Genomic DNA, 13,618 nt, shown 5'->3' with positions numbered 1-13,618 from the left:
AATCCTGATGGTATGTCTGAATCAGATAACCTAGTAGCATATACCATCGGTATATTCAAGTCGTGTCCGTTCTCAGCCGATTGGTACGAAGGCACTTCGCGGACCCGTCGCTCCCCGATGGGTCCCTGCTCGCAGAAGTTTGCGGACCCGGCGCTTGGGACGCCGGTCCGCGCGGGCCTTCGTGAGTGGAGCACGAAAGCCGTGTATGACGACAGCACATCGGGGCTTGAATCCCCCGAACGAGAGGACGTACCGCTTTTCCTGAGAAACGACTGTCCCGAGTGCGGCCGCGCGCTCGCGGATCACGGCCTATCGACGGTCGGACCGTGCCGGACGCGACTCGCGCCGTGCGGGTTCGACGTTGCCGGCGTGAAGCTGCGCGGGGTCGCGTTCGCTCTCGACGCCGGCGCGCGTCGGGTCGCGGCCGACGGAGGTGAGGAGGCGTGAGCGATTTTTCGGTCGACGAGCTGTCCGACAAGGAGATCGAGGCGGTGCTGAACTCCGCGGCGTTCCAGAAGGCCGCGAAGTACCGCCGGCTCGCACAGGGCATCGAGGTCCTGAAAGAGGACGACGCGATCTTCCAGAATCTCGTCTCGTCGATCACTTCCCAGCACGGACAGATCCGCTCGCAGGACTCCGTCCGCGAGGTGCTTGACCTGCTCGTCGAGGAGATCGAGGCGTACACCGCGGATCTCGGTGTCGAACCGACCGACGAGGGCGAGGACGGCACGCTGGATGATCTGTTCGTCGACGAAGACGGAGGTGAGTCGGCGTGACGCTCGGCGAGCGGCTTCCCCACGAGCCCGAGGAGGTCGTCTGTCTCGGCTGCGGGCGGTACGTCCTGACGCGTGAGACCGAGCGGATCGATGTGTCTCGCGAGGACGAGTACTACCCGGAGATCCGGCACCTGTGTCCCGACTGCCAGGGGCCGGACGAGGCCGATACCGATCGCGGCGAGGGTGTCGCGACTGACGGCGGGAAGGGGGCGACGGTCGTCACGCTGACCGACGAGCAGATCGAGGCGCTCGCGAACCGTGAGCTCGCGATCGTCAAGACCGACGACAACGTTTTCGGGCTGATCCACGAGAACCGAGCCGACGAAGCACTCGACGCTGTCTCGACCCTCGCCGCCGCTCGCGGTGCCGAGTTCGACGTGAAGGAGGTGACGGAGCGTGCTTGAACGCGACCTCGAGGAGCTCCGCGAGGAGCGCGCTGCCGCCCGGCGTGCGTTCGAGCTGTCCCTCGAGATCGACTCGTCGGGCGACGTCGCGTTCGCGGAGGAGTGGTTCCGCGACGTGAGTGCCGAGATCGCGGCGGTGAAGGGATGTCGTGCGAGAAGCGAGCGCCTCGTCGCTGACGGCGGCGAGCCCGACCTGGACGAAGTCGAGTACGTTGCCTGGTGCGACGACGCGTGCGGTCGCCTCGGTGGGTTCCGCGGCGAACCCGCCGCCGAGACGAAGGTGAAGAGCCACCGCGAGACGACGGGACACTCCGCGTACGTGCTGCCGCGCCACGAGGACGGTGATCAGCGGTGAGTACGACACAACGCCGCCTCACGGACCCCGTCGCGATCCCGGATCACTTGGTGACCGAACCGATGCCTCCTGCTCGGAAGGGAAATCTCCGCTGTCGTATCTGTCGCAAGCCGATCTCGGTCGGGGACGACGGCACGGAGTACGGGCACCTCCGCATCGGTCGCCAGCGTGCCCCGATCGACGACCGGTGTCCACACCGACCCGAGTCGGTCGACCCGAACTACGAGGGTGTGACGCCCGGAACTGCCGGCTCGGACAGCCAGCACGAGCGAGGTGAGTTGTAATGCGAGCGCCTTCTGACGGCGGATTCGGGGATATGCCGGACGACCCGTCCGATCTCAGCGTCGCTCACGCGACAGAGCTGTTCCTCGAGGCGAAGGCTATCGATGTGAGCGAGAAGACGGTGTACGACTACCGTGACCGGTTGCGGTGGTTCATCGCTTGGTGTGACGAACAGGGGATCGAGACCGTCGACGACCTGTCGGGGCTGGCGATCGACCGCGCCCGCGCTCAGCGCGCACAGGATGTGGCCCCGACGACGCTGAAGGGACTGATGGTTGCGATCAACCAACTGGTCGAGTACCTCGTCGGAATCGAGGCTGTCGACGAACAGCTGGCGGAATCGGTCAACATCCCATCCCTTGACAGGGCCGACGAAACGAGTGATACGCTGCTCGCACCGGCCGACGCGACGGCGTCGCTATCGTTTTTCCGCGACTCGCCGGCATATCGCGGGACGGATTGGCACACGTTCCTCGAGATCGCTTGGAACACGGGTGCTCGGATGGGTGGTATCCGTGGGCTCGATCTCCGCGACTACGAGCGGCTCGACGACGGTGCGACGCTGTCGTTCGTCCACCGGCCCCAGTCGGACACGCCGCTGAAAAACAAGACCGAGGGTGAGCGCGTCGTGCGGATCTCCGAGACGGTCGCCGATGTGCTCGATTTCTACTTGACTCGCGAGCGCGTCGACAAACGTGACGACCACGGTCGGGAACCGTTGTTGTCCTGCCGGCAGGGCCGGCCGAGTGACTCGACATTGCGGGTCTGGAGTTACTTCGCGACTCAGCCGTGTTTACACACGTCCTGTCCGCACGGGGAAGACCGCGAGACGTGCAAGTACCGCAAACGAAACCACGCGAGTAAGTGTCCCTCGTCGCGGTCGCCTCACCAGATCCGGTCAGGGTCGATCACGTGGCAGTTGAACCGCGGGGTCCCGCTTGAACACGTCGCCGAGCGGGTGAACGCGACCTCGAAGGTGATCGAGAGGTTCTACGACAAGGCCAGCGGCGAGCGCCAGATGCGTCGGCGCGAGGAGTTCACGCGAGATCTCGACATCGACAGCGACGACGACGCGGAGGTGAACGAGTGATGTTCCCTGACGAGTACAAAAGCATCAGATCCGTCCACGGGACCGCGAATCGGTCGAATAGACCTAGCCCTCCGACCCCACTTCCTGTGCGACTTCACCCTAACCCGGAGACTGGGGTACGTTCGGTATAAAGAACACCCCGCCCCCTCACCGCGTTTTCAGTCGATCGGGGGACGGTGGTCGTCCACGTACCGACCGGCGCGATAGTGTCCCTGCCGCCGGGGCTGTCGCGGGAGGAGTTTATCGCGACGGGTCAGTAGGGAACAGGGCCTACTACAGCCAATTCTCAGTCAGATAGGCGACTGGCTGGAGACTACCACGGTTCGGATACGACTCACAGACTGCCGAGAGGATGCGAAAGTGGTCGAACGACGAGAGCAGTTGCTCGGGGATGAGGAACACGCCGACGTGCTCGTCGATCGGAACTTGGGTATGGTCGTCGTCGTGGTAGACGATGATCCGGTTCTCGCGACGGGCGTAGGCACGAACATCGGGGTCCTTCGCGCCGTCGCCCAGCTCCGGCACGTCGACGACGCGCTCGACATCGTGACCGTCGCGCTCGCAGAGCCGTGCGAACTGCTTCTCGGTGTCCTCATCGAATAACTCTCCCGACGGATCTCCCGCTTTCACTCCTGTGACTCGGGCGGCGCGACCCGCTCCATCGCCGCCTCGAAGTCGCTCATCGTCACCGACAGCGCGTCGGCGTGGTCGTTCGCCTCCTCGCCGAACTCGTCGGCGACGCGCTCGACCGCCCGCATCGTCGCCTCCCGGACGACCGCGGTGAGTTCCGCCCCCGAGTACCCCTCGGTGTGGTCGGCCACGTCCTCCAGATTCACGTCGTCCGCCAGCGGCGTGCGCTCGGTGTGAACCGCGAGGATCTTCCGGCGCCCCGCCACGTCCGGCAGGGGCACCTCGACGTGGCTCTCCAGCCGGCCGGGGCGCACGAGCGCGTCGTCGAGCGCCTCCCGGCGGTTCGTCGCCGCGATCACCGCGAGGTTCGGGTTGCCGCTGGCGCGGTCCAACTCGGTGAGCAGTTGCGACACGACGCGTTCGCCGACGCCCGAGGAGTCGCCCATCCCGTCGCGGTCCGTCGCGATGGCGTCGATCTCGTCGAAGAAGACGATACTGGGCGCCGCCTGGCGGGCGCGCTCGAACACCTCGCGAACGGCCTTCTCGGACTCGCCGACGTAGCGGTCGAGCAGCTCCGGGCCGGCGACCTCGATGAAGTTCACCTCCGACTCGCCGGCGATGGCACGGGCGAGCAGCGTCTTCCCGGTTCCGGGCGGACCGTACAGCAGCACGCCGGTCGGCGGGTCGGCGCCGGCGGCGTCGAACAGCGGCGCGTAGGTGAGCGGCCACGTGACCGCGCGTTCGAGCGTCTTCTTCGCCTCCGTCAGCCCGCCCACGTCGTCGAAGGTGGTGTCGGGCTGTTCGGCGACGTACTCGCGCATCGCGGACGGCTCGACCGCCGCGAGCGCCGACTCGAAGTCCGCGCGGGTCACCTCCACCGTCGCGAGGTCGACCTCGCTGTCCTCGTGGCGCGCGCGACGCAGCGCCGTCAGCGCGGCCTCGGTCGTCAGCGAGTCGACGTCTGCGCCGACGAAGCCGTACGTCCGGGCGGCGAGACGGTCGATATCTACGTCGTCGGCGAGGGGCATCCGGCGGGTGTGCACCTCCAGGATCTCGCGGCGGCCGGCCTCGCCCGGGACGCCGATCTCGATCTCGCGGTCGAAGCGCCCGCCGCGGCGCAGCGCGGGATCGAGCGAGTCGACACGGTTCGTGGCGCCGATGACGATCACGTCCTCGCGGGCGTCGAGGCCGTCCATCAGCGAGAGCAGTTGGCCGACGATCCGATTCTCCATGTCGCCGCCGTCGTCGCGCTGCCCGGCGATGGAGTCGATCTCGTCGAAGAAGACGATGCTGGGCGCCGACTCGTTCGCCTCCGCGAAGATCTCCCGGAGCTTCTCCTCGCTCTCGCCTTTGTACTTCGACGTGATCTCCGGGCCGGAGACCGTCTTGAACCAAGCGTCGACCTCGTTGGCGACGGCCTTCGCGATCAGCGTCTTGCCGGTGCCCGGCGGGCCGTGGAGGAGCACGCCCTTCGGCGGGTCGATGCCGAGGCGGGCGAACACCTCCGGCTCCGACAGCGGGAGCTCGATCGTCTCGCGCACGAGGTCGAGTTCCTCGTCGAGCCCGCCGATGTCCTCGTAGGTGACGCCGCCGGCGGGCGGCATCGACGCCGCGGGACCGTCGGTATCGGCGGTACCGGACGGCGAAGCACCGTCGGATCCGTGCTCGGCGGGTCGTCCGCTTCCCTCGCCCGCCCGTCGATCGCGAGTGGGCAGGTCGACGGACGCGCCCGTCCCGGACGAGGAGGCGGTCACGCCTCCGCTGTCGCTCCCGTCCTCGGCACCCGCTGCGTCTCCGCCGGTCTCGCCTCGCTCGACGGCGACGCGGGTTCCGTCGTGGATCCGGACGGGCCCGTCGGGGGTCGTGGCCTCGACGACGAACACGTTGCCGCCGAGGTGCGGGATCCGAACCTGCTCGCCGGCACTGACGGGACGGCCGTCGAGGTCACGCTTCACCGCGCGCGCGAGGGTGTCGCCGTCGATGTCGACGCCGTCGAGCGCGGCGGGCGCGATGAGTGTGACGGCGTCGGCCTCGCCGACGCGCTCCTTGTGCACGCGGACGCGCTCGCCGATCTTCGCGCCGGCGTTGGCGCGCGTCTCGCCGTCGACGAGGATCTCCCCGTCCTCGGCGCCGGTACCGGCGGGCCACACCTTCGCGGCGGTCTCGCGGTCGCCGGCGATGACGACCGTCTCGCCCGAGAGCACCCCGAGTTCGCTCATCGTCGCGTCGGACAGGCGCGCAATGCCGCGCCCGGCGTCGCGCTTGGCCGCGCCGCGGACCGTCAGCGCGACCTCCTCGTCGTCGCTCATGCCACCGGCTTCGGAGGGCGGGGGCTTACGGCTTTCCACGTCCGCCCTCTGGGGCGTTCGCTCCGCCGGGTCGCACTCCGAGCAGTCGGGTCGTCGGCGTGTCCGTCGGCTCCCCGGACGGCCCGTTAGTGTACGACCGTTACCGGGACCGGCGAGTTCTGGACGATGCTCCTCGCGATGTTGCCGACGAACAGCCGCTGGGCCACGCCGCCCGTGTGAGCGCCGATCACGAGCAGGTCGACCCCCTCGGCGAGCCTGACGATCTCCTTGGCCGGGCTCCCCCACCCCACCTCGGTCCCGACCGTCGCGTCGTACTCCGCGGCGATCTCTTCGGCCCGCGAGAAGAGGTCGTCCGCGGCCTCCTCTCCCGCCTGCTCGGCGTCCTCCTCCAGGGCCAGGCCCGCCGCCGCGCCCATCATCCCGGACGGTTCGCCCACGACGTGGAGGACGATGATCTCCGCCCTCGGATGGGCCTCGAGCGCGTGTCGGAGCGCTCGTTCGGCCGTCTCGGATTCGTCCATCGGAACGAGGACGCGTTCGATCATACGTTCAGTACGGTCGGGGTCCGCATAAACGTCGGGGGGGTCGAACCGGAACCGGACCACGAGCGTGACGAGACGGCGGAGACCCCACGGCCGTTCGCCGACCGCGAGCCCGTCGACTCGGCAACGATGACTCCCAACGGACCGAGCTACCCGAGGTCCAAGTCCGACGCAGCCAGCAGCTCGCGGATCGTCTCCTCGGCCGGCACGTCGGGGTTGACGCGGCGGGCGTACCACCGCAGCGCCGTCGCCAGCGAGTCCGTCGGCTCGCCCGAGGCGACGCGCAGGGAGTCCGTCTCCCCGCCCGCGGCGACCGCGAGCGCGAAGCCGTGCGACGCCGAGATCGCGTCCAACTCCGCGGCGACGGCGTCCAGCGGGTCGCCGTCGGCGTCGCGGTTCGCGGACGCGGCTGACGTGGCCGACGTGTCACGCGCGGTGTCACCCGCGTCGGCCCACCCGTCCGTGCTGGCCCCGTCGCCGACGAAATCGGCGGTCCCCGAGGAACCGGTCGCGTCCTCGGCGACGCTGTCGGCCGCCTCGTCGTGGTTCCCGTGGGTCTCCCCGCCGGTGGAGATGACGTATCGCCCGTCGTCGGTCTCGTCGACGCCGTCGTGACCGCGGATATCGAGCTCGTCGGGGTCCATCACGCCGTCGCGACCGACGGGCGGCTCCCCGTCGCCCTCGGCCTCCTCGCTCGAGTCCGGCCCGTCGACGCGGACGACGTCCCGAACCGGTCGCTCCTCGTCGGGTTCCTCCGCGTCGTCGGCGTCGCTCATAGGACGGCGGTTTGCGTGGCGACCGTATGAACGCACCGCCGCGGTTCTCAGCGATGAGAGCGACGCGTCGAACGGACCGGCGCGAGCAGATCCGCGCGACTCCCTGTGAACTCGCGACGGTGGACCACCGAGTTGATAACCTCCCGCCGGTTCACACCGAGCATGGACGACAGCGACATCTCGGACCAGTACACGCCGGAGGCGGTGGAGGCCGCCGTCTCCGAGCGCTGGGACGAGACGGACGCCTACGAGGTGACGAAGGAGGCACACGCCGACGACCCCTCGTTCTTCTTCGTCGACGGCCCGCCGTACACGACCGGCCAGATGCACCTGGGGACGGCCTGGAACAAGACCCTCAAGGACGCCGTCATCCGCCACAAGCGGATGACCGGCCACGACGTGACCGACCGCCCCGGCTACGACATGCACGGGCTCCCCATCGAGACGAAAGTCGAGCAGGAACTCGGCTTCGACACCAAGCGGGACATCGAGGAGTTCGGCATGGAGAACTTCATCGAGGAGTGTCGGGAGTTCGCCGTCCGCAACCGCGAGAACATGGACGAGGACTTCCAGTCCATCGGCGCCTGGATGGACTGGGACGATCCGTACCAGACCATCCAGCCGGAGTACATGGAGTCCGCCTGGTGGGCGCTCTCGCGGGTCCACGACCGCGGCCTCGTCGAGCAGGGCAAGCGCTCCATCTCGCAGTGTCCGCGGTGTGAGACCGCCATCGCCAATAACGAGGTCGAGTACGAGGAGGTCGAGTCGCCCTCGATCTACGTGAAGTTCCCCCTCCGCGACCGCGACGGTCACCTCGTCATCTGGACGACGACGCCGTGGACCATCCCCGCGAACACGTTCATCGCCGTCGGCGCCGACCTGACCTATCAGGAGGTCGAGGCGACCAGAGACGGCGAGACCGAGACCCTGTTCCTCGCGGAGTCGACCGTCGAGGACGCCCTCTCGCGCGGTCGCTACGACGACTACGAGGTCGTCGCCGAGCACTCGGGCGAGGAGCTGGTCGGCTGGGCGTACGACCACCCGCTCGCCGAGGAGGTGCCCGAGCATCCGAGCTTCGAGGGCTCCGGCGAGGTGTACACCGCCGACTACGTCGAGGCCGACCGCACCGGACTGGTCCACTCCGCGCCCGGCCACGGGCAGGAGGACTTCGAGCGCGGCGAGGAACTCGGCCTAGAGTCGTTCTGCCCCGTCGGCGGCGACGGCGTCTACACCGAGGCGGGCGGCAAGTACGCCGGGGAGTTCGTCCGCGACGCCAACGACGACATCATCGCGGACCTCGACGCGAATGGCCTGCTGCTTGCGTCGGAAACTCACGAACACAGCTACGGTCACTGCTGGCGGTGTGACACGCCCATCGTCTTCCTCGCGACCGACCAGTGGTTCATCCGGATCACCGAGATCAAAGACGAGCTCCTCGACAACATCGACGACGCCGAGTGGCACCCACACTCCGCCCGCGAGGGCCGCTTCCGCAACTTCGTCGAGGAGGCGCCCGACTGGAACGTCTCCCGGCAGCGCTACTGGGGGATCCCCCTCCCGATCTGGGTGCCCGAGGACGCCGAGACGTACGACGCCGAGGACTTGATCGTCGTCGCCACGCGCGAGGAGCTCGCCGAGCGCGTCGATCAGGAGATCGATCCCGAATCCATCGACCTCCACCGGCCCTCGGTCGACGACCTGACGATCACCGAGGGCGGGACCACCTACGAGCGCGTGCCGGACGTGTTCGACGTGTGGTTCGACTCCTCGGTCGCCAGCCTCGGCACCATCGGCTACCCGAGCGACGAGGCGGACTTCGAGGAGCTGTGGCCCGCGGACCTCATCATCGAGGCGCACGACCAGACCCGGGGGTGGTTCTGGTCGCAGCTGGGCATGGGCACGGCGGCCCTCGGCGAGTCGCCGTACGACGAGGTGCTGATGCACGGTTTCACCACGATGGGCGACGGCTCGAAGATGTCCAAGTCCAAGGGCAACATCGTCGAGCCCGAGGAGGCGATCGACGCCGCCGGCCGCGACCCGCTCCGCTGTTACCTCCTGAGCCACGAGCAACAGGAGAAGAACCTCGCGTTCGAGTGGGACGGCCTCCACGAGATGCAGTCGACGCTCAACATCCTGTGGAACGTGTTCCGCTTCCCGCTCCCGTACATGGAGCTGGACGGGTACGACCCGGCCGACCCCGACGTACACGGCGCGGATCTGACGGTCGTCGACGAGTGGGTGCTCTCGCGCCTGCAGACGGTCAAAGCCGAGATGGACGCAGCGTGGGACGACTACGAAGTCGACGATGCGCTGAACGCCCTGCTGGAGTTCGTGACGCGGGACGTGTCGCGCTTCTACGTGAAGGCGATCCGCGAGCGCATGTGGGAGGACGAGGACAGCGCCTCCAAGCGCGCCGCCTACGACACGATGGCGACCGTGCTCGGCGAGGTCACCCGACTCCTGGCGCCGTACGCGCCGTACCTCACCGAGCGGATGTACCAGCATCTCGACGGCGAGGCGACGACGGTCCACCAGCTCGCGTCCCCCGAAATCGACGACGACCTCCGCGACGAACAGCTGGAGACGGACATGTCCGTCCTCCGCGGTGTGGAGGAGGCGGCCGCGAACGCCCGCCAGCGCGCCGAGCGAAAGCTCCGCTGGCCCGTCACGCGCGTCGTCGTCGCTCTCGACGACGAGTCGGCCCGCGAGTCGGTGTCGAACCTCCGGGACCTGCTCGCCGACCGTGTCAACAGCCGGTCGGTCGAGGTGGTCGACTCCTACGGCGAACTCGTCGAGGTGGCCGAGCCCGAGATGTCGAAGCTGGGTCCCGCCTTCGGCGGCGACGCCCAGGAGGTCATGGCCGCCATCCGAGGCGCGACCCGCGCCGACCTGGAGGCCACCGGTCGCCTCGCTGTCGAGGTCGACGGCGAGACGTACGAGTTGGACGACGACATGGTCACCTTCCACTCGCAGGCGCCCGAGGGCGTCGTCAGCGCCGAGTTCGACGCCGGAACCGTCTACGTCGACACGGAACTCACCGAGGACGTCGAGTCCGAGGGGTACGCCCGCGACGTGGTCCGTCGGATCCAGGAGATGCGCAAGGAACTCGACCTCGACGTCGACGAGCGCATCCGCGTCTCGCTGGACGTGGCCGACGACCGCGTCGCCGGCTTCGTCGACGACCACCGCGAGTACGTCGCCGAGGAGACGCGCGCCGACGCGTTCGTGGAGGGCGCTTCGCGTCCCGAAGGCGGCGAAGCCGCCGGAGCCGACGAGGACGCCGACTTCGACCTCGTCGAGGAGTGGAGCGTCGAGGGGGTCGCCGTCACCATCGGGGTCGCACGTGTCGAGGCGGAGACGCCCGCCGACGACTGACGCGAGCCGACGGAGTCGGCTCGGGCGGTCGGCGGAGCGGTCCCGCGCCGCTCCGCCCAAGAAGAGCGCGTCGTCGAGCGGAGCGAGACGACGGACCACGGCGTTCACAAACCGCTGCGCGATTTGTGCGCTCACGAGACCGCAGGTCTCGTGAACGGAGCGGTCCTGTGTCGCTCACAGAGTTTCGGACTCGTCCACGACGATTCGGACGACGAACTCGACACGCGAGCGGAGCGACCACACTGTATGACGAACGCGACATGCACGGGCGGAGGCGGTCACCGGCCCACTGGCCCGGTGACCGCCGGGCCGCACGTCGAGAGCGAACTGGAACGGAACTGTCTCCCGTGCCGCTTGGCGGTACCACCCGCCGCGGCGGCGTCCGTACTTCTCGGTCCACGTACCTGAACGCCGCCGACAGTTCTCGGCGATCTGGAACACCGTCGGCCAACCCGCCGCGCCGCGGGGACCGACACGTTCATCTGAATAGTTTTGCAATCGTTGGTATGGCAACGACGGAGCGGCTCGAACGACTCATCGCCGACGAGGTGGGCGAGTGCTGTGCGGCCGACGTGAACGACAGGCTGGCGGGCCTCCGCGAGTTGGCGGCGAGCGCCCGCGTCGACGAGGCGGACGAGGGATCGGACCTCGACGCACTCTCCGCGCTCGGGAGCGGCACGCGTTACCGGCTTGCGCGCCTGCTCGCGGCCGCCGACGGGGAGTTGTGCGTCTGCGAACTGGAGCCGTTGGTCGACGTGAGCGAGTCGGCCGTGAGTCACGCGCTCTCGACGCTGACGGACGCGGGTCTGCTCGCGCGCCGGAAGGAGGGCAAGTGGCGGTACTACGACACCACCGAGCGCGCGGAGGCGCTGTTGGCCGCGCTGGACTCGACTCGGGCGGTAGAGGAATGATCGACGACGACCCCGTCAAACTCGGATTCGTCTGCGTGCAAAACGCCGGTCGCTCGCAGATGTCGTACGCGTTCGCCGAGCGCGAGGTCGAACGCCGCGGGCTGGACGGCCACGTCGAACTCCTCACCGGCGGCACCCACCCCGCGGACCACGTCCACGAGGAGGTGGTCGACGCGATGGCCGCGGTCGGGATCGACGTGTCCGGGCGGACGCCGCGGGAAGTCACGGACGCGGAGCTGAACGAGTGCGACTACGTCGCGACAATGGGCTGTTCGACGCTCTCGCTTTCGGACTCGGTCGAGGCGCGCGACTGGCCGCTCGCGGACCCCGACGGGAAGTCGCCCGAGGCGGTGGCGGCGGTCCGCGACGAGATCGAGAGCGAGGTCGTCGCGCTGTTCGACGAGGCGTTCGGGGAGCACGGGAGCGACGGTGACGCCGCCGGCGACTCGGCGGGCGCCGACGGAGGGGATCGGCAATGAGCGGCGACCCGGTCGGAGCCCACGAGCACGGCCCGAGCTGCGGCTGTGAGGCCTGCGGCGACCCGCGCTCGATGGACTTCCTCGACAAGTATCTCACCGTCTGGATCTTCGGGGCCATGGCGATCGGCGTCGGACTCGGGTTCGTCGCGCCGTCGGTGACGGAACCGATACAGGACCTCCATCTCGTCGAGATCGGATTGATCGCGATGATGTACCCGCCGCTGGCGAAGGCGGACTACTCGCGGCTGCGAACCGTCTTCAGCAACTGGCGCGTGCTCAGCCTGAGTCTCGTGCAAAATTGGCTCGTCGGCCCGACGCTGATGTTCGGGCTCGCTGTGGTCTTCTTCAGTGGGCTCGTTCCCGGGCTGCCGGCGCGTCCAGAGTACTTCCTGGGGCTCGTGTTCATCGGAATGGCCCGGTGTATCGCGATGGTGCTCGTCTGGAACGAGCTCGCGGAGGGGTCGACCGAGTACGTCACCGGACTGGTCGCGTTCAACAGCCTGTTCCAGATCGTCACCTACGGGGTGTACGTCTGGTTCTTCGCGCTGTTCCTCCCGCCGCTGCTGGGGATGGAGTCGCTCGTCGCCGGTATCACGACGTTCGACATCACGCCGATGCAGGTGTTCGAGGCGATCGTCGTGTTCCTGGGGATCCCCTTCGCCGCGGGGTTCCTGAGCCGCTACGTCGGCACCCGCCTCAAGAGCGAGCCGTGGTACGAAAACGAGTTCGTCCCGCGGATCGACCCGCTGACGCTCGTCGCGCTGCTGTTCACGGTGATCGTGATGTTCGCCACCCAGGGCGGGGCGATCGTCGCCTCCCCCGTCGACGTACTGCTGATCGCGGTGCCGCTGACGATCTACTTCGTCGTGATGTTCCTCGTGAGCTTCGGGATGGGCCGCGGCATCGGCGCGGACTACTCGACGACGACGGCCATCGGGTTCACCGCCGCCTCCAACAACTTCGAGCTCGCGATCGCCGTCGCGGTCGCGGTCTTCGGCGTCGGCTCGGGCGTCGCGTTCGCGACCGTCGTCGGCCCGCTCATCGAGGTTCCCGTGCTGCTCGCGTTAGTCAACGTCGCGCTGTACTTCCAGCGCCGCTTCGACTGGGCCGGGCGCGACGACGGACGTGGAACCACCCCGACCGAGTCGCCGACCGACGACTGAGCCCGTCACGCGGACGACGGTAGTTCGGTCGACGGTCCCACGCCGGCGGTCCGTTCGTCGGCTCCTCAGGTCCCGCGGCAGTCGGTCACTCGTTTTCGCCGTCGAGCGCCTCGTCGCGTAGCTCGCGGCAGCGGTCGGACCCGAGGGTGAGCTCCGGAACCTCGGTCGGGCGCATGTCGTCGTCGACGGCGACGAACACGAAGTACGACTCCGTCGTCTGTTCGCGCTCGCCCGTCCGGGGCGCCTCGCGGTAGGCGCGCAGGCGTACCCGAACGGAGGTGCGGCCGGTCGCGTACGCGTACGACTCGATGACGCAGATGTCCCCGCGGGGGACGGGCCGATCGAAGTCCAGCCGGTTGATCCGCGCGGTGACGCACGTCTCGCCGGCGTGGCGCATCGCCGACATCGCGCCGACCTCGTCCATCCACTTGGCGACGTTCCCCCCGTGGGCGGTGCCGTAGTTGTTCACGTCGTCGGGCTGAACGCGCTCGCGGTTCTCGATGTACGTGTCGCTGACCGTTGCCAT

At 68.5% G+C, this 13,618-nt stretch carries 15 protein-coding genes; 10 read left to right on the top strand and 5 right to left on the bottom strand.

Going from position 1 to position 13,618, the window contains the following annotated elements; all coding sequences use genetic code 11:
• The first annotated feature begins 12 nt into the window (after nucleotides 1–12).
• From K6T25_RS10535 to K6T25_RS10510, 6 genes are read left to right on the top strand one after another with little or no spacing between them, the layout of a single operon-like run.
• Nucleotides 13–447 carry a hypothetical protein gene (locus K6T25_RS10535; protein ID WP_222913894.1) on the top strand — a complete coding sequence of 145 codons (435 nt, stop codon included), beginning with the start codon at nucleotides 13–15 and terminating at the stop codon, nucleotides 445–447.
• Entirely contained in the window at nucleotides 444–776 is a 333-nt protein-coding gene (locus K6T25_RS10530) for a hypothetical protein (RefSeq protein ID WP_222913893.1), read from the top strand. The genes K6T25_RS10535 and K6T25_RS10530 overlap by 4 nt, the downstream gene beginning before the upstream one ends.
• Entirely contained in the window at nucleotides 773–1,180 is a 408-nt protein-coding gene (locus K6T25_RS10525) for a hypothetical protein (protein WP_222913890.1), read from the top strand. The genes K6T25_RS10530 and K6T25_RS10525 overlap by 4 nt, the downstream gene beginning before the upstream one ends.
• Entirely contained in the window at nucleotides 1,173–1,535 is a 363-nt protein-coding gene (locus K6T25_RS10520) for a hypothetical protein (RefSeq protein WP_222913888.1), read from the top strand. Before K6T25_RS10525 ends, K6T25_RS10520 begins: the two co-directional genes overlap by 8 nt.
• Entirely contained in the window at nucleotides 1,532–1,819 is a 288-nt protein-coding gene (locus K6T25_RS10515) for a hypothetical protein (protein ID WP_222913886.1), read from the top strand. Before K6T25_RS10520 ends, K6T25_RS10515 begins: the two co-directional genes overlap by 4 nt.
• Nucleotides 1,819–2,907: a tyrosine-type recombinase/integrase gene (locus K6T25_RS10510; RefSeq protein WP_225917731.1), complete on the top strand. Its 1,089-nt coding sequence runs from the start codon at nucleotides 1,819–1,821 to the stop codon at nucleotides 2,905–2,907. The genes K6T25_RS10515 and K6T25_RS10510 overlap by 1 nt, the downstream gene beginning before the upstream one ends.
• A gap of 273 nt (nucleotides 2,908–3,180) precedes the next feature.
• On the opposite strand, the gene K6T25_RS10505 is transcribed toward K6T25_RS10510, so the two are convergent.
• The 4 genes from K6T25_RS10505 to K6T25_RS10490 form a co-directional block, all read right to left on the bottom strand.
• On the bottom strand, nucleotides 3,181–3,537 hold the full coding sequence (locus tag K6T25_RS10505) for a DUF5615 family PIN-like protein (protein WP_222913884.1): 357 nt from the start codon (nucleotides 3,535–3,537) through the stop codon (nucleotides 3,181–3,183).
• Complete coding sequence (locus tag K6T25_RS10500; RefSeq protein ID WP_222913883.1) at nucleotides 3,534–5,846, bottom strand: AAA family ATPase; 2,313 nt, start codon at nucleotides 5,844–5,846, stop codon at nucleotides 3,534–3,536. The genes K6T25_RS10505 and K6T25_RS10500 overlap by 4 nt, the downstream gene beginning before the upstream one ends.
• A 125-nt stretch (nucleotides 5,847–5,971) precedes the next feature.
• Nucleotides 5,972–6,391, bottom strand: a complete 420-nt coding sequence (locus K6T25_RS10495) for a universal stress protein (protein WP_222913881.1) — start codon at nucleotides 6,389–6,391, stop codon at nucleotides 5,972–5,974.
• A 146-nt stretch (nucleotides 6,392–6,537) separates the two neighbouring features.
• Complete coding sequence (locus K6T25_RS10490) at nucleotides 6,538–7,164, bottom strand: DUF7500 family protein (protein WP_222913879.1); 627 nt, start codon at nucleotides 7,162–7,164, stop codon at nucleotides 6,538–6,540.
• 162 nt (nucleotides 7,165–7,326) lie between these two features.
• Between K6T25_RS10490 and ileS the strand changes: the two genes are divergently transcribed.
• The 4 genes from ileS (at nucleotide 7,327) to arsB (ending at nucleotide 13,092) form a co-directional block, all read left to right on the top strand.
• On the top strand, nucleotides 7,327–10,539 hold the full coding sequence (gene ileS, locus K6T25_RS10485; RefSeq protein ID WP_222913877.1) for an isoleucine--tRNA ligase: 3,213 nt from the start codon (nucleotides 7,327–7,329) through the stop codon (nucleotides 10,537–10,539).
• Nucleotides 10,540–11,045: 506 nt separating this feature from the next.
• Nucleotides 11,046–11,450: an ArsR/SmtB family transcription factor gene (locus tag K6T25_RS10480; RefSeq protein WP_222913875.1), complete on the top strand. Its 405-nt coding sequence runs from the start codon at nucleotides 11,046–11,048 to the stop codon at nucleotides 11,448–11,450.
• Nucleotides 11,447–11,929, top strand: a complete 483-nt coding sequence (locus K6T25_RS10475; protein WP_222913873.1) for a low molecular weight phosphatase family protein — start codon at nucleotides 11,447–11,449, stop codon at nucleotides 11,927–11,929. Before K6T25_RS10480 ends, K6T25_RS10475 begins: the two co-directional genes overlap by 4 nt.
• Nucleotides 11,926–13,092 (top strand): ACR3 family arsenite efflux transporter, encoded by a 1,167-nt coding sequence (arsB, locus tag K6T25_RS10470; protein ID WP_275671151.1) that lies wholly within the window; start codon nucleotides 11,926–11,928, stop codon nucleotides 13,090–13,092. The genes K6T25_RS10475 and arsB overlap by 4 nt, the downstream gene beginning before the upstream one ends.
• Nucleotides 13,093–13,177: 85 nt before the next feature.
• Here arsB and K6T25_RS10465 read toward each other — a convergent pair whose 3' ends face one another.
• Nucleotides 13,178–13,618: an acyl-CoA thioesterase gene (locus K6T25_RS10465; RefSeq protein ID WP_222913870.1), complete on the bottom strand. Its 441-nt coding sequence runs from the start codon at nucleotides 13,616–13,618 to the stop codon at nucleotides 13,178–13,180.

The organism is Halobaculum rubrum, assembly GCF_019880225.1.
In the GTDB taxonomy this organism is placed as follows: Archaea; Halobacteriota; Halobacteria; order Halobacteriales; family Haloferacaceae; genus Halobaculum; species Halobaculum rubrum.
Note: the sequence above shows the minus strand (reverse complement) of the source record. Positions and strands in the feature narration are given on the sequence as shown.